Origin of the sequence: Guyparkeria hydrothermalis, from assembly GCF_023555375.1 — a bacterium.
GTDB lineage: Bacteria > Pseudomonadota > Gammaproteobacteria > Halothiobacillales > Halothiobacillaceae > Guyparkeria > Guyparkeria hydrothermalis.
Map to the genome: position 1 here is coordinate 301,825 of NZ_JAJSEE010000001.1, position 26,561 is coordinate 328,385.

Consider the following 26,561-nt stretch of genomic DNA (forward strand, 5'->3'; position numbering starts at 1 on the left):
CCCGGTCCCAGGCGGGGCTCTGTCGAGCCTGACCGCCCGAACCGGACCGCGCCGCGATCAGGAACCCCGGCTGGCGCGCTTGCGCTCGTTCTCGGTCAGGTACTTCTTGCGGATCCGGATCGACTCGGGGGTCACCTCGACCAGTTCATCATCGTCGATGAACTCGAGCGCCTGCTCAAGGGTGTAGCGGATCGGCGGGGTCAGGGTGAGTGCCTCGTCGGTGCCGGCAGCACGGACGTTGGTCAGCTTCTTGCCCTTGAGAACGTTGACGGTCAGGTCGTTGTCGCGGGCGTGGATGCCCACAACCTGGCCTTCGTAGACCTCGTCACTGTGACCGATCATCAGGCGACCGCGATCCTGCAGGTTGTACAGCGCATAGGCCAGCGCCTTGCCGGTGTCGGAGGCGATCAGCACGCCGTTGTTGCGCTGACCGACCATGCCCGGCTGGTACGGACCGTAGTGATCGAAGACCGAGAACAACAGGCCGCTGCCCTGGGTCGCGGTCAGAAACTCGGTACGGAAGCCGATCAGGCCGCGCGACGGGATGATGAACTCCAGGCGCACGCGGCCCTGGCCGTCCGGCTCCATGTTGCGCATCTCGCCCCGGCGCAGGCCGAGCTTTTCCATCACGCCACCCTGGTGCTGCTCCTCGATGTCGACGACCAGCTGCTCGTAGGGTTCCTGCTTCTCGCCGTCGACCTCGCGGACGATGACCTCGGGGCGCGAAACGCCCAGCTCGTAGCCCTCGCGACGCATGTTCTCGATCAGCACCGACAGGTGCAGCTCGCCACGACCAGAGACGCGGAACTTGTCCGGGTCGTCGCCCTGCTCGACGCGCAGCGCCACGTTGTGGACCAGCTCGCGCTCGAGTCGCTCGCGGATCTGGCGACTGGTGAGGTACTTGCCCTCGCGGCCGGCGAACGGCGAGGTGTTGACCTGGAAGGTCATGGACACGGTCGGCTCGTCGACGGTCAGCGCCGGCAATGCCTCGACGTTTTCCGGGTCGCAGAGCGTGTCGGAGATATAGAGCGGGTCGACACCGGAGAAGGCGATGATGTCGCCGGCCTGGGCCGAGTCGACCTCGACGCGATCGAGGCCGTGGAAGCCCATGATCTGCAGGATGCGACCGTTACGCACCTCACCCTCGCGGCCGACGATCTTGACCTGGGTATTGGTCTTGACCCGGCCCCGCTTGATCCGGCCGACGCCGATCACGCCGACGTAGGAGTTGTAGTCGAGGCTGGAGACCTGCATCTGGAACGGACCGTCGGGATCGACGTCCGGCGCCGGCACACGCTTGGTGATCGTCTCGAACAGCGGGGTCATGTCGCCCTCGCGCACGTTCTCGTCGAGGCTGGCGTAGCCGTTCAGTGCCGAGGCGTAGACGATCGGGAAGTCGAGCTGGTCGTCGGTCGCGCCCAGGCGGTCGAACAGGTCGAACACCTCGTTGATGACCCAGTCCGGGCGCGCGCCCGGGCGGTCGATCTTGTTGATCACCACGATGGGCTTCAAGCCGTGTTCGAAGGCCTTCTGGGTGACGAAGCGCGTCTGCGGCATCGGGCCGTCGACGGCATCGACCAGCAGCAGCACCGAGTCGACCATCGACATGACCCGCTCGACCTCGCCGCCGAAGTCGGCGTGTCCCGGGGTGTCGACGATGTTGATACGCCAGTCTTCACCCTCGGGAGACTGCCATTTGATCGCCGTGTTCTTGGCCAGGATCGTGATGCCCCGCTCCTTCTCGATCTGGTTTGAGTCCATGACCCGTTCACCGTGGTCGGTGCGGGCATCGAGAGTGCCGGATTGCTGCAGGAGGCGGTCGACCAGCGTGGTCTTGCCGTGGTCAACGTGGGCGATAATTGCGATGTTCCGCAGGTTCTTGACATCGCTAGATTTGTTCTGGTCTGACATTCGAATTCCGGGTTGTTATGTACACCAATATGTACACAAAAGTTTTCACGAGCGATCGCCGGGTAGCGCGCGTTTGTGTCACGCCATGACCGGTTTGAAAGAGGGGCATTGTACAGAGATTGATTAGAACTTAATGACGAATCGTCTAAGCATGAATCCGCCGCCGGATTCTCACGAGGATCAGAGGCCGCGAAACAAGTAACAACCTGCTAGGCTAAATGTCGATCACGCCCCTCGGCCGACGCCTGACTCCAGCAATCCAAGTCAGGCCTCAACCGAGGGGCTTTTCCGTTCCGAAGGCCTGCCACGGGGCCCGCACCGGGAAGGCCAACAGGTGCTTGAAAAGAGCCTATCGTTCCAAAGAAGACACCCCGCTCGCGCGGGGAGGACGATTCGGAAACCGATCAACCACCGGAAACAGCCAGAAACACCCCCGCTCGCGCGGGGAGGACGGCTCGATCTCGATGCCCTTGGCGCCGACGGTGGAAACACCCCCGCTGACGCGGGGAGGACACCCTGCCGACGCTGGGCTGGAAGACCGAGGAAGAAACACCCCCGCTCGCGCGGGGAGGACGACGACGGGAACCCGTTGCGTCATCGCGTGCCGGAAACACCCCCGCTCGCGCGGGGAGGACTCGGCGGTGTCCTTGCGCTGCTTGGCGATAGCAGAAACACCCCCGCTCGCGCGGGGAGGTCTTCACGGACGCCAAGTACTGCGCTTCGTGGCCGGAAACACCCCAGTTTGCACGGGGAGATCACGCCTGCGGCCACAGTAGCAGCCTGATTCCAAGAAACACCTCCGTTCGCACGGGGAGGACGCGGTGTCGCCGGTCGAATCAAGCTGAATCTGGGAAACACCCCCGCTCTCGCGGGGAGGACATCAGCGCGCAATAGCTGGCGGCATCCTCGTAGGAAACACCCCCGCTCGCGTGGGGAGGACCGCCGTGGCCTTCTTGGCCCAATGCCCGCGAGCGGAAACACCCCCGCTCGCGCGGGGAGGACTTCAGCAGGCCAAGCTCCATGGCGTTGACGGCAGAAACACCCCCGCTCGCGCGGGGAGGACCGCTGTAGTTCCTTGAGCTTGCGGCTCTTGGCGGAAACACCCCCGCTCGCGCGGGGAGGATTGCCCAATCCCGTGCAAGTGACCCTGGACGGCAGAAACACCCCCGCTCGCGCGGGGAGGTCTTCACGGACGCCAAGTACTGCGCTTCGTGGCCGGAAACACCCCAGTTTGCACGGGGAGATCACGCCTGCGGCCACAGTAGCAGCCTGATTCCAAGAAACACCTCCGTTCGCACGGGGAGGACGCGGTGTCGCCGGTCGAATCAAGCTGAATCTGGGAAACACCCCCGCTCGCGCGGGGAGGACTCGTCGCGGTCGCTGGTCAGCAGCTTGGACAGGGAAACACCCCCGCTCGCGCGGGGAGGTTGCAATAATCAACGCCACCACGCCGTCGATCTTGGAAACACCCCTGCTCGTGGCGGGGAAGTCGACACCTTTTTTACCTCACGGCGAATCCTTAAGAGAAGCACCCCGCTCGCGCGGGGAAGGCTGCCACAGGTCGATCAGCCGGGTCCGGTACTTGGAAACACCCCCGCTCGAGCGAGGAAGCCGGGTCCATTGTCATCTACGAGGAGGCCCAGCAAGAAACACCCCCGCTCTCGCGGGGAGGACGCATTCAGCGGCGGGGAGATCAGCCCGGAGATGGAAACACCCCCGCTCTCGCGGGGAGGACGTGCGCCAGACCGGGCCGTGGATGCGGGTGTCGGAAACACCCCCGCTCGCGCGGGGAAGGCCTTGCGCGCAGAGTGGCCAGGGTGATGCCGTAGGAAACACCCCCGCTCTCGCGGGGAGGACAGCCCCTCGACCAGCGCCATGATCTGCGCGTGGGAAACACCCCCACTAGCGCGGGGAGAACATCATGAAGTAATCCTTGCCGATCTTAGTGTCGGAAACACCCCCGCTCTCGCGGGGAGGACATCACCGAGGCTCGTGAGTGGATCGGTACGCCGGAAACACCCCCGCTCGCGCGGGGAGGACATATGCTGGAAGCGGGTCCACTGGTCCATCAGGGAAACACCCCCGTTCACGCGGGGAGGGCGTAAACACGATCTGGAAGTTGGTCTCGGCCTGGGAAACACCCCCGCTCAGGCGGGGAGGACTCGGTCACGTCTTCCATGTAGGTCTTCGTGATGGAAACACCCCCGCTGGCGCGAGGAGGACTGCATGACGATGCACCCGTCACGGACGTTGTAGGAAACACCCCCGCTCGCACGGAGAGGAATCGCGGTCGTGGGCGATCGTGCCGCAATGGATGGAAACACCCCCGCTCGCGCGGGGAGATGCTCGTGGCTTGGGGGCCGAATACCTGCCACCTAGAAACACCCCCGCTTACGAGGGGAGGCCAGAAATATATTTGTTAAAGAGCCAAACTCCACAACTCAATATGTTGGGGTTTTTGGGATTACGGGGTGTCGACGACGAGCAGATCGTACGGACCTCTTGTCTGGGACAGCGACTCCCGGGGCACCTTGACGACCAGTCAGTTGGGAGCCCCCGCCGGCTACTCCATCATCCACTGAACTGTCACTCGGCGGTCTCGATAACGCTTGTCTTCACCGAACTGGACAGGCACGTCATTGAGGGTCATCACCTCGTCTCCCTCATGCTCTCCTTCCAACACCCGGAAAGCAGGAGCCCTGCCCTTGGCGCTTGCCAGTTCACGGGCTGCGGAAAGGGCCTCGTCATGAGTCGCGTGGATGCCCTGGAAGATCATTTCCGTCGGCACGAAACTCTTCCTGCCGAGGAAGACATCCCATCGAGGCTCGACGAGTGCTTTGGCGATCGTCTCGGCTAGGTCGTCGGGCAAGCCCAGCACGACAGCGAATGCCATGTCCTGAATGGCATACCGGTAGGTCATCTTGATTGCTGTGCTGGAGGCCGTGCCATCCGCTTTCTTGGGGATCAGAAGACTTTCCCATGGATCGTGGCCGTCATACCCGCTGCCGACCATGTGGAAGTCGCGCATCAGCGGAGGCCGTGGCACAGGCCGACCCTGTTCATCCGCGCGGGGGTAGGCTTCCACCCGTATATCACTCGATGCGAGGCGGGAGAGCAGTTCGTGCTGCTCTCCCGCCGCCCCCAGTGCACAGCAGATCAAACCGGTCACACCGGATCGGGTCGGGAAATCGAGGGTGTCCCGACGACCGAAGCGGGAATCATGCCCCCAAGACTGCAGGGGGGCCTCCAGCCACAAGAGCATGTTTCGATCGCCCATCCTCAGGCCTCCTCCACGGGAGCGGCATCCTCCACATGGCCCTTCAGTGCACCGACAAGGTCATCAATGCTGAAATCCTCCCGGTCACCCCAGCGATAGTCACCCAGCTTCCCGTAAAGGGAGCCGAGCATCTTTTCCCGGCTGTCGATGAAACCGTCCAGCTCCCGAAGGCTCGGCTCCAGATAGCCCTGGCCTTGCGCTTGCACGGGGCGGTCGAACGGCACTTGGAGCCGTTGCCCCTTGCGGACCAGAACCCGTGCGTAATCCCAAGGACTGGCCCCGGACATGGTCGTCTGTCGGGCACCGGGGACGGCAATGAACAGCGCCTTGACGAATGACTCCACCGCATCGGCAAGGTTATCGGCCGGAATCTGCTCTGCCAGTTGCCCGAGATCGAGGCTCACGTAGCGGTAATACGTTGCTGAATTGAACTCGAGGCTTCCCATGTGGGCCGAGCCGCTCTCGTGCTCGGCCTCTTCATCGGGGTCGGCGTAATCATCGAGAGCGGTGAAAAACTCCACTTCGTTGGCCACCTTGTGGGTAGAGATGGCGTGGGCAAAAGAGGACGCTGCTTCCACGTTCATGTCGGGCAGCTTGGCGACCATGCGGCCAAAGAGTGCGATGTCCAGGGCGTTGAGGTGCTTCAGGCTCCGATCCTGGTCAAGAACCTTCTTCGCCTCTTTCCAGAGTGTCTTTTCCTTTACGCCAGAGGTATCGAAGTCGATAGAGTTGCCGTATCGGGCCAACGCCTCGACCTCGTTGTCACCGATGAACAGCAGAGTGTCCTTGGTCAGGATTTCCGCAAGACGATCCGCAAAAGCCTCGGCCGCCTGATGATCCGCACCCTGTGCCTTGCAGGCTGGCACCAGAAGCTCTTTGACTTTCTTGGTGCGTGTCCCGGCCTTTGCACCCAGGTCTCGCAGCGCCAGTCGCACCTGGCGTTTCCAGCACTGAGAACTAACCCGGGCCCGGGTCACTCCGCCAATGTTGGCGGTTTTCGGTGCGCCCACGTCATCCCGGTTCAGGCAGGTCACCGGAAACGACTGGAGAATATGAAACTCGATGCGAGTGTTCTTGAGGGAATTGTTTTCCATGACTTCTTCCTTTCTCGATTGCTGGTAGCCGCCCCTTCAGGAGCCGAACGGGTTGTCGATCACCGGTCTGATCTGCAGGAGGCCGCAGCCAAAGGCTCGCCCTCGTCCGATGCCGCGGGCAAAGCTCTCACGGAACCGCGCCTCATCCGTTACTTCGAGCAGACCGGTCAGGTGGGCCTGAGACAGCGTGATGTGGTTTCCATGTTTTCCTTTGAATTGCTGGACATTCACCTGCCCGACCTGAAGTGATTGCGCAGGGGCCGAGAACCCCCAGTTCTCTGCGCTGCGCTCGACGAACCACTTCTCGATGGCATCCCGCCCCTTGATGGGTACGCGCTTGCCGGCGCTCGTGACGGTCGGGTTGACGACCACTTCGAATCGATACCGGGGATGGCGCAGAAAGTCCTCGGGAATGGGCCGCGATTCGACTTCACCGAAGGCTTCCCCGTCCCAAATCACACCTTGGGCCGCGGCCCGGTCGGAAAGGGTAAGAATGGTTCTTCCCAGGCGATTTCCGCCCTTGTCGGCGAATACGATCCCGCTGGGATCATGTCCGCGCTTCTCCGCTTCGGTTCTTGTATCGTCGAACAAGCTGTAGACGACTCGATGCAACGAATAGGGATCGGTGATGGCAAGTTTTCGGATGGCTCGCCGATCGAGCCGCAGGACACTGGCGTATAGCGCGTCTGTCATGCCCCCTCCTCTTCCTTGAAATGACCCCGAAAAAAATCCTGCGCCCACCGGGCCCGGGTCCGCTCGCCATAGCGATGAAACCAGCTCAATTCATTGAGCAGGCGGGCATAGTCGAGCCTCGCGCCCAGACGTGACTGCACCAGCGTGAGGATCGGGCGCAACACCTCGCAGGCTTCTTCCGTGGAATCACAGGCAAGCAGACGACGTAGCCGGGCGCGAGCCGGCGCGCTCTCCTTGCCATCCGGATAGCTATGAGCAAGGCCGGCTCCTATCGAAAGCGCACCATTCTTCTCCGCGTGAGCCCGCATCATCGCTGCGCCGACAGTCACGAAAGGCAGTCGCTGATCCCGGCACTCCAGATCGATGCCAAAATCCGCTAGCACTTCCCAGACTTGGTACTCCGTAGCGGGGTTGTCCGCCCGCCGGAACCGTGCCGAGAGACCCTTGTCGTTGCGGGCCCTCTCGAGCAGGTAAGCGACGAAGCGGTGCCCTCGACTGGATTCGTGGCCACTCGTTTTGCTCCGGGTCGCCTCCTCGGTGGTTTGATTCTCCATCATCATGCCCCTTGGGTCGTGGGTTGTTGTCGTTCGGCGGTCTCGAGATAACCGGCAGGCGGATTCGGACGTCGGTTTGCCCAGGCCTCCAATTGCCGAGCTGTTTCCCTTGGTGCGTACAGGTCGAACACTTTGTGCGCGTGCTGCACAAAGCGGTGTCTCAATGCCTCTCGGGCCTGCGACTCCCGCTCCCCTCGCTCGCAGTTATCGACGAGAGTCTGGAAATCCCGCTCACAGAACTGCCAGAAGAGGTTTGAGCCCAGCGCCGCTTGTGCACCGGCATACTCAGGCGTGGCATGAAGGTCTGCAAAATAGTTGCGCAAGGAGCCGTAAACGGTGCTTGCGAGCTTATCCATTCCCTTCATTTCAAGATCGAGGTGGTTGAGCCAGACCGTGCCGAGGTCATCGCCGTCAATCCAGACTGTCGATTCAAGAAAGTCGTCGTCCTGCTTGGCCGACTGATCGCCCGATGTGCTGCTTACCCGGATTCCACCTGTCCAGACGCACAGTCGCTCTTTCCGCTGCTTCATTCGTTGGACGCCGACTCGAAACGCCATATTCTCGAAGCCTGCTGTACTTCCACTTTCCAAGAACGAGAGAAAAGCAGGAAGCTCTCTCCAGGGGCGTTTTTCCAGGTTCACGTATTTCGCTTTCGGCAGCTTGTCGCTCTGATCGAGCATCAGGGTGGGCTCGAACCAGCCCTCGCTGACCTTGGGATACTGAATGCCATCGAGGTAATAAATCCCACCATCCTTGAGGTAGACAAACCGCGAGACCCCAACCAGACACCCCTGGTAACTTTCCCTGATGGCCTTGGCCCGAGCGTCCTGCTCGTGAGCGGGCATGGCTTCCCAGGCAGGACACCCCACTCCCTCTGGCCACCGGTTCGCCTTTTCAATCTGTTCCCTGGTCAGCACATTCAACCAGACATCCTTTCGCAGGTCTCCGGTTACCACGAGCCCATGCAGCTGACCCACGAACCCCCCAAGACTGGGGCCTGCAGGCGCGCTGTGCTTGTCACTGAGCACGGTGCCGGCAAGGGATTTCATCCCCCCCTCAACCCGCTTCCCAGCAAAGGCGAAGTTCATCAGGGTCAGCATGAAGAGGGCCTGTTCACCCGAATCCAGTTCTTTTCCCAGCATGGTGTGGGAGAGCATCGAGTTGTTGTCCGATGGAAGATCCGGATAGAAGCCGGCACCGAATGGCTTCGGTGCCCCTTTCTGTATCTCTTGCTTCTTCTTCCCGCGCGTCTTGGCCTTCTTCAATCGGGCGTCCGTCCGGGCGGCGACCAAGGACTCCACCGTTGGCATCTGCAGGAAGGGGACTTCACCGAACAAAAAGAAGCGGTGGCGCCACCTTTCCAGGTAAGAGAGACAGCGCGATGCCAGACCTTCAGGCCCCATCTTCCGCCACTCTTCCTCGTCTTCGGGCGTGCAGGCGGCCTGTGCAATGGCAAGGAGCAGCTTCATGACGGCCAGCTTCTGGATCGGGTTTCCGCCCAGTGCACGGATGTCCGTGCGGGAAAAGATGTCTGCCAGACCTACCCTGCCGTGGTCGGCCACCGGGATCCAAGGCTCGTCGATCAGGTTGTATTCATTTCTCATGCTGTTTCAGTCCTTTCTGCGTTCGGCCTGATAACCCAGTTCATGGCGATAGAAGGTCCGGAACTTATCGTTGGCGGCGTGACCATCAAGCCCGACCACTTCCCGCGCATCGTTCACCAATCCAACCCGAAATGACGAAACCTCGTCCTCCGGTTGCCCGAGATAGAAGCAGTTTCCCAATCCGTAACGCCGCAGTTGCCGCACCGGCAACGCCCTTGGAGCCTGATGTTCGGCCACTCTCACTTTCTGTCGAGCCAACTGGACACTCAGAACCCGCCACTCGCGCCTTTGCAGGACATGACGGTCCCATGGAATCTTATGGCGGCTACCGTCGAGCAAGGTGACGATCGTCTCGCGGTTGTCGGGCCGCGAGCGGATATCGCTCAAGAGGAGAACCTCGGTGGACTCCATGTCGCTGTAACGCGTGCCCGCCTTGTCCTCGGATTGCGTCTTGCCACCGAGTGAAAGAGCCCCGCGGGCGAGTCGCCTCATGGTCGATATGCCCGTTTTTCGCCGGTTCCCTTCGTGCAATTCGTGCAGCCATCGAGCCATCGGTCCGGTCTCTTCCCGGGCTCGATAGGTGGCATCGATCATCGGCCGGATATCCTCTGGCAGTTTGATCTCACCGCGGTCCTGCCAGACCCCCAGACTTCGGCACAGGACATAAGCGTCGTATACAGCCTCCGTGGAACCAAAAGCCTTCGACGGATTCTCAACAGCGTCGACCAGGGCGGGGGCCAAAATGGCCGCCTCGCACCGGCTACCGGCGGGCCGTGCCGTTCCCTCGTGGCGCCAAAGCCGACCCAGACGCTGGAACAGCATGTCGGTGGGGCAAAATCGGGCAACAAGGTAATCGGCATCGATATCTAGGGACTGTTCCAGCACCTGCGTGCCGACGAGGATGCAGCCACCCCCAGATGACCCTGCCCGTCCACCCCGCCCGAAACGGCCAACCCATCGATCCTCGAGGCTTTCGCGATCGGACGCGGTAAAGCGGGAATGCAACAACCCGATTTCGATGCCTGCATCCCGGGCGCGCGCCGAGAGCACGCGGAAACGCTCCTGGGCCTCGAAGACCGAGTTCTCGATCCAAAGGATGTGCTGCCCATCGAACGCCCGTCGCAGCGCTTCCTCGATGACTGGTTCCGTTTCCCGGCACCAAGCAAGCTCCACCGATCGACTCCGTGGTCTTTCCAACGGAATCTCGGCAACGTCACCGGCTTCCGGTGCACTGGTCACCAACGGATAATCGTCCCGATGAGCCTCTCTATGCAGCAACTGGTTCCGTCGTGGCCGGGACAAGGTTGCCGTGAGGATGATGACCGTGCAGCCGGCCTTGCAAAGAAAGTCGACCAACTCATCAAGCAAGGTGCCCGTATACGCGTCGTATGTATGAACCTCGTCGAGAACGACCACCTTGCCCGCCAGTCCGAAGGCCCGAACAAAGCCATGCTTGACGTTCATCACGGCCATCAATGCCTGGTCGAGCGTACCCACCGCGAACGGGAACAAAAGTCCGCGCTTCGCATGGCTGAACCAGGAACCACCCGGGCGTCCTTCTTCACCCATTTCCGATTCCACCAGCCAGGCACCGCTGTGTAGAAGCATGGCACGCGCCATCGGATCACCCGGCTCCAAAATTCCTTCCAGAAACCGCTGGAACCGAGCATGAATCCGGTTGGAAGTCAGTTGGGTCGGTAGCGCGAAATAGATACCGGTCGCCTTGCCAGCTGCCAACTGGCCGTAGGCCGCATACAAAGCGGCTTCCGTCTTACCCATCCCCATCGGGGCCTCGAGCAAATACACGCCCGGCCCCTCAACCGCCTCCGATAGCCGGGCCTGGGCCTCATTGGCACTGAAGGGGAATATGTCCTCGAACCCCAGTCCGGCCCGAACAGAAAAAGGTATATAACCCGCATCATGAACCGCCTGATCGACCCGATCCTCCCATGGTTCTGACGGGTCATCGAAGTGTCGACCCGAACCGATCCAGTCCGCTACTGTCGTCAGCCCCGCGAGGACGCGGGCTTGAACGGGATCGATGTTCTCCGGCCAGTCGGAGGCCATCGCCTTCTTGAGGGCCTCGACCAGCGCTTCGCGCTCACGTTGCCAGGCCGAACCACCAAACGACTCGTCATCTCCAGATCGGCCCTCGACCTGTGGGGAATAGCCGTGGTGCTGCCCCAGAATTTCCGGAACCGGTGGAGGGGCCCCCATGCTCGTTGCTGCGCACTGACTAACGCCCGCATGCCCACCCCAATTTTTCTCAATGTCAGGATCGAAACCGGCGACAGCCCTGAGTAAGGTGGGGTCGACGGCGCACTCGGAGTCAATCGCACGCAAGATCTTGGCTACGAATGTAGGGGAGACTTTTCCTAGGTCATGAGCCCCCGCCACCAACGGAGATCCATCCGGGAACAACAACTCTCGAAACGCCTTCGGAAACGCAACCTCTAACCGCGCGGCAACCGCACCGACCGTCAGACAATGCTCCAAGACATTGCGCCCGATGGATGTCCTTCCCAGTTGATCCGTACGAGTCTTCGCGGGGCAGTGAGCGAAAATCCCTAGAGGCAACTCTGGATCTGTCCTTGTATTCCTTCTGCGGCGCATCAATTAGTCCTGCAACAGGCTCCATCGTGAGCCACCCCAAACTGTTCACAACTCACTCCATACTAGGAGGTAGCGCGGGATGTTCTTGTCCATGCGGGTTCTGCCGCGTTTTTCGTGACAGCGACAGGGGCTATTCAGGCGGCCGAGGGTCTCCTACCGCGCCCTCCCCAGCTTTCCAAACACTTTCGTGCCGATTCAAATCCCGATGTTTGGACTCTACACGAGAGAACTCGGCAGTGTTGCGATGACAAAGAACGCGGTTGGGAGACGCCGACCCGCTCCGAACACGATTGAGATAACGACGTAACCGATTGTATATTTGAGATATATTCAGTTGACGCAGAGGTGTGCTTAGCTCAATCTTTGACCTTGCAGAGTTACCAGCAATGAAGGGTGAATGAGCAACCTATCCATAGCCATCCTTGTAAGCACGGTCTTCGCGGTGCTCTTGATCCAAGTAATGAAATGGATCGGCAACTGGGCAGACCGCAAGTACGAGGAGTTAGAAAGTCGGCGGGAGTAGCCACTGAAGCTACCTGATGTCTTAGATGTCGTTTTGCCCTCTCGCTACCAGAGCCGCGGTCGATGTCATCTTGGCAGCTCTGGTTGCGGGCTGGACAGAGCCCCCTGGAACTGCAGAGTCGCAAGACTCCCAAACAAGCAATTTGAGATTTGTCGGCTCGCTCCAGCGATGAGTTCACTGCGTCTTATCCAATGCTGACCAGCATCGGTTACGTCACCTGTGTTCGATCTCAATGCGATGCTCCCAAGCGTGCAATTTGGAAGTCAGCGTGTTGGGTACGGTCAATCGCCAAACCTGCCCCACGGTGAGCCCTGCCGAGACTCGACACTAATATCGAGCGAGCAAAGACGAAGGCTCTTTTCCCCGCCCCGACATTTCTAGACAAGTTACGACTTAGTTACCTCAAGTTTTTCGATACACGTTAACGGTCCAAGAACGCCCCAATTCGTATTGCGAGTTCCTCAACCAACCTGTCGAGCTGAAGAAGAACCTCGAGATCCGGTCGCGATATCCCTTTTCGCCAGCGATAAATCGTGTTCACGTGAAGCTGCAGCAGATCCGCCAATGCCTCGTCATGAGGCTTGAACCCGCCAGGCCTCAGACCTAAACGCTCCAGCCATTCATCTAGGAGATCAGCCATAACCACCTCGCGAAGGCGCTCAACACGCTTTAATCGTGCTTCGTCATTGAGCATCTCACGAGCCATCTGCAGGACATCATCGGGGATGCGCAGAATGCGACCATTCTCCATGTTGACGATGCGGGACCGGTTTACTCCAAGTGCCAACGCAAACTGGGTTTGCGACAAACCGACCTGCTCCCGAATCGAAATCAGCTCCAACTGTTCATCAGAGCGAAGTCGGCTCTTCACACGCCCCCTGGACGTCTTCGCGGAAGCGCTGGACTGGCCCTCTGCCGCTCTAGAAACACGTTTAATCGACCCGGAGGTGATGAGACCACTCAGCCCGGACCGACGTGACACTGTCTTCTTCGAAGCTTGCGCCATAGCGTTCAGATTTCCGTTTTTGCAATAGATTTGCACTGCATTGTATCAGCCTGGTAATAATTTTAACCAACCACATCTGTGCAGGGATCACCCGGCTATAGCGTAAAGCCCCCTCCTCGAGCAGCGTTCAACGAAGAACTCCAGAGGGCTCAAGATCAACATACGGCCAGAGCATGAAAAGACTCGGCACAAACTGAGGGAGCCCGCCGACACAGGGTTAACACGAAATTTGGATCAAAAGGCCCTTTCTGGGAGAAAAACGCTTTAAGCAGACGAATTGGGTCAATAATCGCGGGGCCGAAATCTTTCTTTGTGATAACGCACCGCGCCACTAGTGACGATGTCTGCAACCAAAAACAGACCAGGAGACCAAGGCAGATGGATTTATTTTTGATAATCACCATTATCAAAAAGAACCAAGCCGAAACGGCACCCTTGGCCGGTCAGATCAGCACCGAAGAGGCTCGAGACGCTCTTCTTGAGGAATTTATTCACTGGCTCAGAGGGCCAAATTTAGACACTCCGTACTCCAAAGCCACGATTCGGGCCGATTCGCGCTGGGCCCGCCGCTTTCTGGCGTTTGCGGCCTTCCACGCACTTGAGAGGCTTCGGATCCATCTATTCGCGCTTACGTCCCGGAGGAAACGAAAACGGCGAGTCGCCCCGCCCCCCGAAAGTTAGGCCACGGCAGGTGACTATCGGCACTGCCTCCCAGCCCAATCGGAAAACGCCATGTCGGCACCGGCGGCAACTGAACGCAGCACGAAGCCCAGCTCACGCAGACGGCGGGCCGACGCCCGCATCGTCTTGAGAACCGTTTGGGGCGTCTCTCTGGAGCCGATACCTGCGTAGTAGTTCACGAAGTCACCGCCCCTTCCACAGCCTCCAAGCAGCCACGATTGCCGAGGCAACGAGCACGAACCACGCTGCCCAATCGAGACGGCGCACAATCCGGTCGGGAAGACGATCTGGAATCAAAGCAGATTCCTTCATCGTGACCACAAGCGGCCCGACCGCCCACGGTAAAACGAAGTAGAACAACATGAATCCAACCACGCCGACAGCGAGGACAGCTTCCGGCGAGAGTCGCTTACGCTTGGACGCTCTTTGCTTTCCCATGTGCTCGGCTCCTCCCCTCACCTGCCGGCCTCATTCGGTCACTTGATTGATTACCTCGGCCTCGCATTCGTCTGGATACCGCTGATTGCTCATGGCGCCTCATCACAACCTCTATGTGAAGCTTTTGAGGTGTCTAGTAAATTCGGGAAGATTGATCTTTAAGCATCCACTATCTCGCGCCGCCTCGGCGCCACACACTTTCAATCCTTTAAATACCTTTCTCACTTTCCACTTTGGGACGAACGTTTCCTTCGCGGGTACAACAGGTTATACCAGCCACTCACCACAGATTCACGACTAGCCCACCACGGATCCAGGACAGACACACCACAAACCAGGGACATCGTCACCACCAAATCAGGACATCTTCACCACAAAATCAGGACATCTTCACCACAAAATCAGGACATCTTCACCACAAAATCAGGACTCCTACACCACACATTCGCGACTGCCTGAAGCGCAATAGAAAGTTGTTTGGCAACGCTAGTTGAGTGCATCTAATTTTCTGTTAGTGTTATTTGAACCACACCAATCGCGTGCACTATAGACATGATTGTGAACACCAGCAGAAACACTGGCAGGCCGTTGACGCTTGCGAACGACGAGCTTGTGGTCATGGCCAACGCACTCGCAAATAGCAGGTACATGCTGTCCCTCAACGGTTCCCGCCTACTCTCGTTGGCAATTACCAAGATCAATCGCCAACAACCGATCTCGTCCAGCGCCACCTTCCGAGTACACATGGACGACTGGCGAAAGATTTTTGGAGGAAACAGAACAACCGCGTACGAAAACCTCCAGGCGGCAGCAAAGAACCTGCAGGAAGCACACATCACATTGAACCGACACCCAAACGGTGAATCGGGTGCTCCAAGCGGCGGCACGACCAAGCTGGTTGAGCAGTGTCACTACGAACCCTTAGCTGCACACGTCGAGATCGTCTGGTCACAAAAAATCAGCTCTTATTTGAGCGATCTAAAGTGCAACTTCCTTAAGCACGACGTGAGAGACATTTCTTTAATGACAAGTGCTTACGCGGTACGGCTATATCAGTTGTGTCTGGCCAACCAACCCCGAAACTCCGCGTCATACACCCTGGATGAGCTGCTTTGGCTACTACGGCTAGAGACGTGTCCATCATATCGAGCCTCATGGAGGCTTCGTCAGCGGGTCATTGACCCAGCAATCGCCCAAATCAATGCGCACACTCCGTTAAAACTGACCTCCACTCCCATTTATGAGGGTCGAAGAATCATCGGGATCAAACTCAACTGGGTTGTTTCCAACAAGGCCAGCGAGGCGAGCAGACTCCGCACCATGACGAAATCGGAGCGAAGAGACACCGAGATTGAAGCACCCAAGAGTCAGCATGAAAGCAGCACCACAACACGCGCTCTCAAAGCCACACCATCAAGAAGCCCGAGTATTCGAACCAACGAAACAAGGCCCGGGACTCGCCTACCGGAAGACTGGACGCTGCCCGAAAGCTGGCTTCAATGGGCCAGGGAGTATTTCGAAGCGAAAAAGCAACCGCTCACCGACGCGGAAATACTCGAGTGTGGCGACAACTTCGCCGACCACTGGCACAGCAAGCCCGGGGAGGGTGGACTAAAGACCGACTGGGAAGCAGCCTGGCGCGTCTGGATCAGGAACGCAAGGACATTGATACCGCCGCGAAAGCGCGGGGCCAATCGCATTAAGCCATCAGGAATGGACGTGGTGCATCAGAGGATGCGGTACGAGGACGAGGGCGGGCCGACCACAATGGAGCGGGCCTTGGCGTTTCAACGAGCAAGGGGCAGCAACATCTGATCTCGGTGGCACCCGGAGACCAGTGTTGATGCCAATGACAACGGCAACCAACGGGAGTAAGAAGCCATGGAAAGAAGTATGCAGCAACCAATCCACCGATACAATATGAGGAAGAAGGACGATCCGCGAACCCCAGAGGAGAAGCGGAAAGCCAAGAAGACAATGGACTTCGTGCTGGAAAAGCTCGGTGGAGCGCCTTGGGAAGAGAAGCCCCTGGTATGCAAGCGACATGGGATGTATGACGCTCTCGAGACAGCAGATGGGTGGACAAGCTGCCCGGAGTGCGCGAGAGAGCACGAGGAGCAAAAGGCCGTCGAGGACATGGAGCGAAATCGGGCGCTGGCGAAGGCTGAACGCATCCAGCACTTCTTCGGCACCCGCCCTCTCCCGTTGAGATTCCGCAACGCCTCGCTCGCCAACTATCGCCCGCATAACGACACGCAGAAACAAGCCCTCGATCTCGCCCAGGCGCTCGCCGACCGGGTGGCCGTCGAGCCTTGCGGCGCACTGAACCTCATCCTGCTCGGGAGCGTGGGGATGGGGAAGACGCACCTCGGCTATGCCCTGTACCGCAACGCCCGTCAGGCCCGGCGCAGCGCATACCTCGACACGGTTCACGGCCTGATGGAGCGATTCAAGGCATCCTATAGTCACCGCACGACAGAAACACCGAAGGAGCTGCTGGAACACCTGATCGAGGTTGATCTACTCGTTCTCGATGAGGTCGGCAAGTCGGCACAGACAGACCACGAGGGGGTCACCCTGCACGGTGATCATCGACCGTCGCTGGGCGAACTCCCTTCCCATAGTGATCCTGAGCAACACGACCTTCGAGACGCTTGAGGATGCCGTGGGTGGATCGCCCGCCGTGAGCCGGTTGCTCTCCAATGGCGACGTGTTGCAGGTCAAGGGCGAGGACTACCGATTCCTCCAAGGCTGACAGCCAGCAACGCTCGACCCGACAGCCCCGCCACCGAGCGGGGCTTTTTCATGCCCGTGACCCGGTTCAGATGAGCGCGAGACAAGTCCGTGCGTATTACTAATGGCGGAGCCTCCCCTGGCGCTGGTTCCGGCGGCGACCGTGAGAACCGCACAGCCAATGACCCACCACGGATTCACGACAAGACACCACTCAGTTTCCGGCCCGCGACGGGGCCGACAAACTGGCCGCCGGGTGCCGCAATGCCGCTGCGCTCCGAACGAGACGGGGTGCCGCGCTGCGATGGCGAGGGGCGCAGGAAAAGCCTCGGGGGCAAGGATGGAGGGAGGCCCGGTTCAGGGGGAAGGGCAGGCCCCATTTGCATTCGAACCATATCAGGATCAGCCCGAACGCCGTGCAGCAACGGCAATCGCACTGCCTGACCCGTGCTAGGGCGCAAGGCCCATGCTGGTGCGGTCGCGGCAGGCACTCGTGCCGCCCGACACCCCTGGCGGGGGTTTTCCTTTAAGCCCTCCCTCCGCCGTTGCTCCGGTCGGGAGAGAAGCTGCTATCGCAGCTAGAAGGAGCATCTGCGATGCAAGGAGGAGCGCCTGCGGCGCATCCACGGCCTCAAGGGCGGCAGGCCCAAAGTCATCGCCTTTGGCGCTCTCGGCGCTTTTTTGCCCTACATACCCGAGCCAGGTGTGGCAAAGCTCGCCCCGGAGAGCGCCCCTTACGCAAATGGTCCCGACCAAGGATGCAGGGTCCAGAGGGGGATTGCTTGGTGGACACGCCTCCGGTTCACCACGCCCGAACCATCCTGGACCAGACGAATCGAGAGACGACGCACTGCGCCGCTGGCCCCGGCAGGTTAATGGACGAGTACACACCAACGGTGCGGCCTTGGCAAAGGGGTCGGACAGCTAACCGAGGAGGAAGGATAATATCTACGAACTTGAATACTATTGATTCTCATTTGGCTTCTCTATACCGTACCTAGCTGCAGCGCCGAGCCTCTAGGGGCTCTCGTTCCCTCATTAGGCATCGCGCCTAAGCCACAGCAGAGGATCCAGCGGATGCCACAGCCAATCGTTTTCGTCGCACACGTGGTCACCGAAACGCTAAATGAAGGCTTTCTAATCGCAGCACGAGAGCTGGGACTTGACCCAGTGATCGTCACCGACCTGCCCGGCGATCACCGTAGACATTTCTCTCAGGAGGGTCTTGCCGCGTACCCAGAAAAAGTGCTCGGCTGCGACGTGTTCAACCCGATTGCCATTATCGAAACGCTACAAGAAGCCGATATCGAGCCGAAAGCGGTGTTTTCCCATAGCGATCACCTGCAGGCCCCGACGGCCATCGCAGCGGGTTACTTGGGCCTACCGGGAAAGGACTGGAGGGTATGCTTCGCCGCCAAGAACAAAGCGGCGATGCGTCAGCGCTTCGATGAGCTCGAACTGTCGCCATGCTGGCACCGGCTGGTAACAACACGAGCAGAACTCACCGCGATCCTCCCCGACTGCCCGTTCCCCTGTGTGATCAAACCTAGAGAGGGCGTATCAAGCCTAAATGTCAGCCTAGTCGAGACTCAGGAAGCGTTAATCGCTGGTTGCGAGCACTTGTGGCAGAAGCATTCAGGTCAGCCGCTTCTGATCGAGGAGTATCTACAGGGCGAGCTCTACACGCTAGAAACCTTGGGCGACGGCGACCGGATTGAGGTCCTCGGCGGCTTCCGCGTCAATCTATCACCCCCACCGCATTTCATAGAGTTGGCCGCCCACTGGGGGCTCGATCTCGCGCCAGAAATAATCGACGAGGTTGTCGATCAGATTCGCCGTTTCGGCATCGGCTTTGGCTCATGCCATACCGAATTCGTAGTGACACCAACCGGCCCCCGCCTGATCGAAATCAACTACCGCACTATCGGCGATGGCCGAGAGTTTCTTCTTGATGAGACTCTCGGCATTGAGCTGTTCCGCACGATCCTGAACCTGCACCTTGGCGAGGCTTTACCCCAACTCAATATCGCTCGTAAGGGACTTCACATTGAATACATCAGGGCAACCCGGTCGGGTCGACTGGTGCAAATTCCCGGACCATTTCGACGACGCTGGGAGGACGGTTTCATCGACTTCCGCCCCCTGCGCCAGACCGGTGAGAGCTTAAAACTAAGCCATTCGAATAAAGACTATCTCGGCGTAATACGCGCCTCGGGCGATTCCACCAGCTCGATCAAGGAACGTGTGTCAAAGACGCTTGCCTCACTTGAGTGGGAGATCCAGCCATGACTCACAACGCCACAGCGAGGGTTGAGGCCCATCGCTATATGCTTGAGCGCGTCGTGAATGCTTTTCTTCGCGAAAATGTCCAAGGCATCACGCAGCACGCCCGAGTGATGAACGAGGCACCACACGCGTCTAACGGCCGGGACATCGATTCCATAGGGCGGGGACGCTGGCTCGAGATCACGACACTTCCCTCCGGCACTCTGTGGCTTCCAGTAGCGCCCGAGTGCTTCATGCAACGATGGCGCTACCGTCAGGGCCCAGTGCTAGCCGTCGACACAGAAGGCGTGAAAACATTCACGGACGCGGCAAGCCTTGTCGATTGGCTCGGCGAGGGCTTGGCGGCCGAATCACGTGAGTACTACCAAGCCTTTGCCGACGAATGTCGCCAAGCCGAGTGTCAACGAGTGGCTTGCCGCCAAGCCCAAAGCGATTACTTCACCCGCTGCCAAGATCAAGAAACACCACGTTTCCTCTCCAATGACTGGTGGACCCGTTTCATCCACTACGACTGCTTGGCGTCTTTCGTCGATCACCCCTACTACCCCACCGCGCGAGCAAAACTCGGTTTTGATGCGGCGGCACTCGAGCGCTTCGCCCCCGAGTTCCAACCGCGTTTCAAGCTGCGCTGGCTAGCGGCACCGAAGGCACTCTTCCAACTAAACGACACGGCGTTGCCCGACTGGTGGCCAAACTTCAAACAAGTGGGGCTCGAAAATGATCTAGCCATAGACCACCAACTCCTGCCCGTGCACCCCTTCCTGTGGACCTCTGACCTCGATCTCATGCTTCGAGAAACGGGCCTGTCCGAGACCCTCGTCAAGGCACCACTGCAAGCGGTTGAGGTCCAACCCACTTTGTCGGTGCGAAGCTTGATGCTTACCAAGCACCCCGGCACGCACATCAAGTTGCCACTGACGATTCGCACCCTGGGCAGCCGAAATATCCGGACGATCAAGCCCAGCACCATCGCTGACGGTCATCGAGTCCAATGCCTGCTCGGCACCATTGCAGAACAAGATGAACGAATCGGCGGGCGCCTGCTGCTCACCGATGAACACCAAGGGGGCCATGTCGCGAAGCAACCTCTCCTCGGTTTCATTCTGCGCCGCTACCCAAAGGAAGTCGAAGCGGCCACCATCGTTTCGGTAGCGGGACTCACCGCACCGAGCCCCTACGCGGTCCGTAACAACACACACAACTCAGCGAACGGTTCCGTGGTCTATGCGGAACTGGCCGAGCGTTTCTACAACGCCGATGTTCGCGGCTTCCTGCGGGAATATCTTCGACTCACTTTCGACATCCACCTAGCCCTCTGGCTGCGTTATGGCGTGGCCCTGGAGTCCAATCAGCAGAACTCGATGCTGCTGTTATCCGAAGGCGAAGAAATGCGTCTGTTGCTGAAGGATAACGATGCACCCCGACTCCATCGCGCTAGCCTTGAGAGTCGTTGGCCGGCGCTATATCGACTCGTAGAGACGATCGAGGATCAACGCATCTGGTGCGAGTCACCACAGGCACTCGAACAGATGTTCGTCACCATCACCCTGCAGCTCAACGTCGCTCCGTTGATCGAGCACATGGCCGCACACGGTTACGGCGAACGGACTGATCTCTATGGCGAAGTGCGACAGGCCATGACTGAAAGCCTCGCCACCATGCCATCAGAAGACGGATCGCGAGTGACACGACTTTTTGAAAGCGACGTTCTCGATGCCAAGTACTTGCTGACCGCCGGCACCCTGACCAGCAAGAGGACGACCGGAGCGAAGGACATCAACAAGTTCTACGGCAAGACGGCGCCGAATTTCCTGAAAGAAGCGACTTTCGGGGCAGAGTCCACACCCTCCTCGGATACATCGCTCAGGGGCTCACCTTGAACCAAGACGTAAAACAGCAGGTTCGGAGCGTCATGTTGAGCCACTTCGTGGCGTCCATGGCGGTACTGGGCATGCCACCCTTCTTTGGCATTCTGTTGAGTGAAGAATTCGCCTCTACCCAACTTCACCTCATCGGTTGGTTGTATGTGCTGCCCACGGTGTTTTCCGCCTTGGCCGCACCTTGGTGGGGGCGCTTCGCCGATCGCTATGGCGCCCGGCACTCCCTGATCCGCGCCCAACTCGGCCTCGCCTTGGGCTTTCTCCTGGCCAGCCAGGCGGACTCGGTGGGTGGCTTCGCTTTAGCGTTAGCCATACAAGGGCTTCTCGGTGGCACCTTCGCAGCCTCCAACATCTGGCTCGCCCGCGAGCTCGAAGGACGGCGCCTGACTCAGGCACTTACTGCCATGCAAGCCTCGGCCCGGGCCGCCCTAGTCGTCGCTCCGATCTTATTCGGTGCGCTGATCGGCGCGGTATCACCGTTGAACCTATACGCTTGGCTCGCGCTGTTGCCGTTAGCAGCGGCGGTGTTGATGGCCACCCTCCCGGCTCGGAGGGCGACTCACAAAAGAGCGAACACCAGAAACGCGACGGAAGGAAGCTCGCAACACAAGACACAAGATACGGTTGAAAGCGTGTCTCCGTGGCTGTTGCTGTGGCTGCAATTCGGCTTCTCCTTCGCCTGCGTAGTCACCTACCCCTACTTCATCCCCGACCTTCAAGTCCGCTTCACCGGACTCTCGACGGTCACGCTAGCTGCCCTGTTCAGTCTGCCCCATCTGGTGTATCTCGCGCTTTCCGCCCCCCTTGGCAAGGTGCTGACGCGCCATTGCCCACGGCGGACTTTGTTACTCGCCTTCGCCGTCATGGCAATCGCCTGCGGCGCGCAGTATGGATTGACTGGGAATCATTGGCTTTCACAGCTCGGCATGTTTCTGGCGCGGCTGGCAATGGGCCTGGCCATGACTGCCGCCTTCATCGCACTCCATCAGCTGATGAGCGGAGCCAGACGGACGCAGGTCGGACGCATGTTTGGGCGCCTCGATGCCGCTGCCAAGTGGGCGGGTGTTTCGGCCGGGCTGTGTGCCGGCGTTCTGGCCTCCGCTTTTGGCCTGGCAAGCCCCTTTCTGGCCGCGACCGGGGTATTAACCGCGCTCTGCTTGAGCTTGAGCCCCCGGCTCACTGCTCTTCTTCCTTCGTCTTCTCAAAGGACGCGAACATGACCGCCACCTCGTCTGCTGTACTGCAACAAGCGTTCAAACGTCAAGACATTCAAGACCAAGCCGAAACCCGGATGATCTGGGCGCTGCTCAACACGTATTGCCGCGAGATCGCCGCGCCGGTCGCCGATCTCCACTTGGACTGTCCCTTCGGTGCTCGGTCTTGGCCCCAGGTGATCCAGCACCATCGACGTTTATGGGGCGGCCACGTCTTGCAGATCTCGTTACCACGCAGTGGCCAGGTGGTGCTGATAGCAATCGAACGCCCCTCGGTGACGCTTAACCACTCCTACCGCTCGGCACCCTACGGCGCCCGCTTCGGCAAACCATGGCAGCTACTGGACTGGGAGCGCCTGGCACGCATGCTGTTGGACGAACTGGCTTTGCGTTTCGATCAGCCGTTCAACGAAGAACTGTTAGCCCAGATAGGCAACAGTGTCGAGTTAATGGAAGAGTTCATCGCCGGCGCCCCTGACGACGACTGGGGCCAAGGCGAGGAGGCCTACCTGCGCTCAGAGCAATCGCTGACCTTCGGACACGCCTTCCATCCCACCCCCAAGAGCCGCGAAGGCGTGTCTCTCGACGCCATCCGTGCCTATTCCCCTGAGCTCGGCGCGGCGTTCCAACTGCACTATTTCGCAGTGGCCTCAGCCGATCTCGTACAAGCGTCTCATCTCAAAGAAGATGCCTACACACAGCTTGATCGCCAACTCCCGACTCTCGCTCTGCCGCCCGGATATCGAGCCGTACCGGTGCATCCCTGGCAAGTCGAGCATATCCGCAGCCTCGCGGCGGTGCGCCGGGCGCTCAAGAACGGTCGGCTACTGGACCTGGGACCGGCCGGCACTCCTTGGTATCCGACGGCCTCCGTCCGCACGCTGTTTCAACCCGGCCGTGACCGATTCCTGAAGTGCTCGCTCCACGTGCGGCTGACCAATTGTGTACGAAAGAATGCGTGGTACGAACTCGAGAGCGCGGTCGCCATCAGTCGGCTCCTTGATGAAGAGGCGCACTCCCTGAGTGCAACCTTCCCCACGCTAACGCTGATGAGCGAACCCGGGTTCGTCACTGTCGATTTTCCCGACCACCCCTCGGAGACGCGTGTCGCCCTGCAGGAAGCCTTCGGTCTGATTCTGCGTCAAACCCCGGCCTGGGGGCAGAACGACACGCCGGTACTGGCGGCAGCGCTGTTCTCCGATACGGTCTCACCAGGATCGCCACTGGAACGCGAAGTCATGCGCGTGGCCCGTCACCAGGGCCTGTCCCGAACCGCAGCGGCACAGTGCTGGTTCGAGACCTATGTCGAGCAGCTGGTCCACCCAATGCTGTTCGCACTATGCCGACTCGGGGTGGTGTTCGAGCCACATCTGCAGAACGTGGTGATCGGACTACGACAGGGTCTGCCCAGTCACATCTATATCCGCGACCTGGAAGGCACCAAGTTGCTGCCTGACCAGTGGCCCGATGCGCGCTTGACGAGCCTCACCGAACGCGCCAAGGCTTCGGTGCGCTATCCCGAAGAATTGGGAATCAAGCGCATTGGCTATTGCCTGCTGATCAACAATCTCGCCCAAGCGGTGTTCTTCCTGGCGCGCGACGATGCCGAGCTTGAGACACGGTTATGGCGATGTCTCGGATCGAGCCTGAAACGATACCAGCGGCGTCACGGCAACGCCTTCTCAGCAGGGCTGATCAGCCGGGTGCTCAAGGGGGCCCCTTGGCCCAACAAGACGAACCTGCTCAATCGCGTCCTCAAGCGCAGCGATAGCGCCTCCGAATACGTGCCGCTGGTCAGCCCCTTTGCCAAATCCGTCGACACACAAGACCCCAGGAACCCGCAATGGAATTTCGACTAGCCCGCATGGCCCAGGAGGCGACTCGCCTGCAAGCGGCCAACGACACGCCGCTGTGCGCCTATCTCTATGACCTTCCGGCGTTGCGCCAATACGTCAACGACGTCATCACTGCACTGCCCGAACGCTGCGAGATGTTCTACGCGGTGAAGGCAAATGCCGAGACGCCAATACTGGACACCCTCGACGGCCGGGTTGCGGGATTTGAGGCCGCGTCGGGCGGAGAGCTGGCGTTGATTCGTGAACGCTTCCCGACGGCTCCGCTCGTGTTCGGCGGGCCAGGCAAACTGGTCTCGGAACTCTCGCTCGCCCTGGATCTCGGTGTCGAGCTCATCCATGTAGAGAGCCTCACAGAGCTTGAACGTCTAGCCCGCCTCTTGGAACACGGCGAGCGCCGCCAAGCGGTCTTGTTGCGCATGAACCTTCGCACCGACAACTTGCCCTCGACATCCCTGACCATGGGCGGCACCGCCACCCCCTTCGGCATTGACCCCGACGACCTCGAGGCCTGCCTCGCTTTCCTCGCGCAACATCCCAAAATCGAGCTGCGCGGCTTTCATTTTCATCTGGTTTCGCACCAACTCGACGCCGACGCCCATCTGAGGCTGCTCGACGATCTGTTTCACCAAGTGGAGCAATGGCGCAAGCGGTATCGCTTGGATATCGAGGAAATCAACGTCGGCGGCGGCATCGGCATCAATTACCGCACGCCCGAGCGGCAATTTGACTGGACAGGCTTCTGCCACGGGCTCGAACGGCGGCTCGCAGAGCCTCCCATGCAACGCTATCGCATTCGCTTCGAATGTGGTCGCTACTTGACCGCCCCCTGCGGCTATTACGTAATGGAGGTAATGGACCTGAAGCGCAACCACGGCGAATGGTTCGCCGTATGCCGAGGCGGCACCCATCACTTCCGCACCCCGGCAGCGCAAGGGCATAGCCACCCATTCGTGCAACTGTCCGGTGGTGACGGCGAAAAAGGGCTGACCGACACCACGGTAACCATCGTGGGCCAGCTGTGCACTCCCAAAGACGTGCTGGCGCGCCGAGTCGAGATCACCCATCTAGCCATCGGCGACATGCTGATGTTCACCTTCGCCGGCGCCTACGCGTGGAACATCTCCCATCAGAACTTCCTGCGCCACCCTGCACCCGTCATGCACTTCATCGACGACGGGGAGGACACCTGATGCTTGGCATCAATCCAGTCAAGCGCCGTCTTGACCGGGGAGACTGCGTCTACGGGGTGCTCAACTCCGTACCCACACCTTGGCTCGTTGAAATGTTGGGCCATGCCGGCTTTGATTTCGTGGTGCTCGACATGGAACACCTTAGCGTCAATCCAGAAACCGTGGAGCATATGATCCGCGCCGCCGAGTGTGCCGACATCACGCCTTTGGTACGCGTGACCGGGGTCGATGCCGGGGCAATCCAGCGCGCCTTGGACGCCGGTGCAATGGGGGTGGTGGTGCCGCGAGTCGAGAGTGCTGAGCAAGCTCGCGAGGTCGTCGCGGCAGCCCGCTTTCACCCACTAGGCCGACGCGGCATCACCGGGGGGCGAACCACAGGCTTTGGCCGACTCTCTCTTGAGGATTATCTGGCACGCGCAAACGACGAGCTTTTGGTGGTTCTGATGATTGAATCGTCCCTCGGGGTGGAAAACATCGACTCCATTGTGGAAGTGCCAGGGGTCGACTGGATACTCGAAGGCGCAATGGATCTGGCACACAACCTTGGCGTAGCCCCCGACACCAGTCATGACAGCGTACGCCACGCGTTGAAGAAAGTGGCCTGGAGCTGCACGCGTGCAGGACGTCACTTCTGCGCGATTCCTCGAGCAAAAGGTCAGTACCAGAATTGGCGGGAATGGGGGGTGAGGACGTTCCTCGTGGGAGAGGACCGTGGCATCCTTTTCCGCCGACTCTGCGAGCTGCGCTCCTCATTCGAAACATAATGAATAACACTCCCCAAGCCTCTGTCAGGCGCGATCAATATCCGGTTCTCTCAGGCCTTCTATCGCTGCCGAGCCCCGCCAAACCGGAGACGAATCGAGACAGAAGCCCGTTGAGGACCGCCCCGGCGATCGCATCGCTCAGCCCCGTTGAGGTGCAACAGACAGTCTCAACTAGCAACCGCATCACCATCATCGCGTCTGGCGCCGTCGTTGACGAACACATAGTCACGGATGATTGAACGTC

Annotated in this window: 17 protein-coding genes; 8 read left to right on the plus strand and 9 right to left on the minus strand. The window is 59.8% G+C overall.

Going from position 1 to position 26,561, the window contains the following annotated elements; all coding sequences use genetic code 11:
• Window positions 1-57 precede the first annotated feature (57 nt).
• From typA to LV475_RS01435, 9 genes are all read right to left on the minus strand, one after another.
• Complete coding sequence (typA, locus tag LV475_RS01395) at window positions 58-1,911, minus strand: translational GTPase TypA (protein WP_156574410.1); 1,854 nt, start codon at window positions 1,909-1,911, stop codon at window positions 58-60.
• A gap of 2,563 nt (window positions 1,912-4,474) precedes the next feature.
• Window positions 4,475-5,188 (minus strand): type I-E CRISPR-associated protein Cas5/CasD, encoded by a 714-nt coding sequence (gene cas5e / locus LV475_RS01400; protein ID WP_250105595.1) that lies wholly within the window; start codon window positions 5,186-5,188, stop codon window positions 4,475-4,477.
• A gap of 2 nt (window positions 5,189-5,190) precedes the next feature.
• On the minus strand, window positions 5,191-6,282 hold the full coding sequence (gene cas7e / locus LV475_RS01405; RefSeq protein WP_250105596.1) for a type I-E CRISPR-associated protein Cas7/Cse4/CasC: 1,092 nt from the start codon (window positions 6,280-6,282) through the stop codon (window positions 5,191-5,193).
• Window positions 6,283-6,318: 36 nt separating this feature from the next.
• The gene (gene cas6e, locus LV475_RS01410) at window positions 6,319-6,975 is read right to left on the minus strand and encodes a type I-E CRISPR-associated protein Cas6/Cse3/CasE (RefSeq protein ID WP_250105597.1); all 657 of its coding nucleotides are present in this window, start codon (window positions 6,973-6,975) and stop codon (window positions 6,319-6,321) included.
• Window positions 6,972-7,535, minus strand: a complete 564-nt coding sequence (gene casB / locus LV475_RS01415; protein ID WP_250105598.1) for a type I-E CRISPR-associated protein Cse2/CasB — start codon at window positions 7,533-7,535, stop codon at window positions 6,972-6,974. The genes cas6e and casB overlap by 4 nt, the downstream gene beginning before the upstream one ends.
• The gene (gene casA, locus LV475_RS01420; protein ID WP_250105599.1) at window positions 7,532-9,133 is read right to left on the minus strand and encodes a type I-E CRISPR-associated protein Cse1/CasA; all 1,602 of its coding nucleotides are present in this window, start codon (window positions 9,131-9,133) and stop codon (window positions 7,532-7,534) included. Before casA ends, casB begins: the two co-directional genes overlap by 4 nt.
• Before the next feature lie 6 nt (window positions 9,134-9,139).
• Window positions 9,140-11,746 (minus strand): CRISPR-associated helicase Cas3', encoded by a 2,607-nt coding sequence (cas3, locus tag LV475_RS01425; RefSeq protein WP_250105600.1) that lies wholly within the window; start codon window positions 11,744-11,746, stop codon window positions 9,140-9,142.
• Window positions 11,747-12,690: 944 nt separating this feature from the next.
• The gene (locus LV475_RS01430; RefSeq protein ID WP_169303675.1) at window positions 12,691-13,140 is read right to left on the minus strand and encodes a helix-turn-helix domain-containing protein; all 450 of its coding nucleotides are present in this window, start codon (window positions 13,138-13,140) and stop codon (window positions 12,691-12,693) included.
• Between the two features lie 999 nt (window positions 13,141-14,139).
• Window positions 14,140-14,394 (minus strand): hypothetical protein, encoded by a 255-nt coding sequence (locus LV475_RS01435; protein ID WP_136867839.1) that lies wholly within the window; start codon window positions 14,392-14,394, stop codon window positions 14,140-14,142.
• 618 nt (window positions 14,395-15,012) lie between these two features.
• Between LV475_RS01435 and LV475_RS01440 the strand changes: the two genes are divergently transcribed.
• The 8 genes from LV475_RS01440 to LV475_RS01475 all read left to right on the plus strand — a co-directional run bounded on the left by LV475_RS01440 (window position 15,013) and on the right by LV475_RS01475 (window position 26,317).
• Window positions 15,013-16,209, plus strand: coding sequence for a RepB family plasmid replication initiator protein (locus tag LV475_RS01440; RefSeq protein ID WP_169303674.1), 1,197 nt, complete (start codon window positions 15,013-15,015; stop codon window positions 16,207-16,209).
• Between the two features lie 66 nt (window positions 16,210-16,275).
• Window positions 16,276-17,052, plus strand: a complete 777-nt coding sequence (locus LV475_RS01445) for an ATP-binding protein (RefSeq protein WP_250105601.1) — start codon at window positions 16,276-16,278, stop codon at window positions 17,050-17,052.
• Between the two features lie 1,152 nt (window positions 17,053-18,204).
• A complete protein-coding gene (locus LV475_RS01450) occupies window positions 18,205-19,416 on the plus strand; it encodes an ATP-grasp domain-containing protein (protein WP_136867836.1) in 1,212 nt (403 codons plus the stop codon).
• Entirely contained in the window at window positions 19,413-21,293 is a 1,881-nt protein-coding gene (locus LV475_RS01455) for an IucA/IucC family protein (RefSeq protein ID WP_250105602.1), read from the plus strand. The genes LV475_RS01450 and LV475_RS01455 overlap by 4 nt, the downstream gene beginning before the upstream one ends.
• Complete coding sequence (locus tag LV475_RS01460) at window positions 21,290-22,513, plus strand: MFS transporter (RefSeq protein WP_250105603.1); 1,224 nt, start codon at window positions 21,290-21,292, stop codon at window positions 22,511-22,513. Before LV475_RS01455 ends, LV475_RS01460 begins: the two co-directional genes overlap by 4 nt.
• Entirely contained in the window at window positions 22,510-24,366 is a 1,857-nt protein-coding gene (locus LV475_RS01465; protein ID WP_250105604.1) for an IucA/IucC family protein, read from the plus strand. The genes LV475_RS01460 and LV475_RS01465 overlap by 4 nt, the downstream gene beginning before the upstream one ends.
• Entirely contained in the window at window positions 24,351-25,553 is a 1,203-nt protein-coding gene (locus LV475_RS01470) for a type III PLP-dependent enzyme (protein ID WP_250105605.1), read from the plus strand. The genes LV475_RS01465 and LV475_RS01470 overlap by 16 nt, the downstream gene beginning before the upstream one ends.
• Window positions 25,553-26,317: an HpcH/HpaI aldolase family protein gene (locus tag LV475_RS01475; RefSeq protein WP_250105606.1), complete on the plus strand. Its 765-nt coding sequence runs from the start codon at window positions 25,553-25,555 to the stop codon at window positions 26,315-26,317. The genes LV475_RS01470 and LV475_RS01475 overlap by 1 nt, the downstream gene beginning before the upstream one ends.
• The last annotated feature ends 244 nt before the right edge of the window (window positions 26,318-26,561 follow it).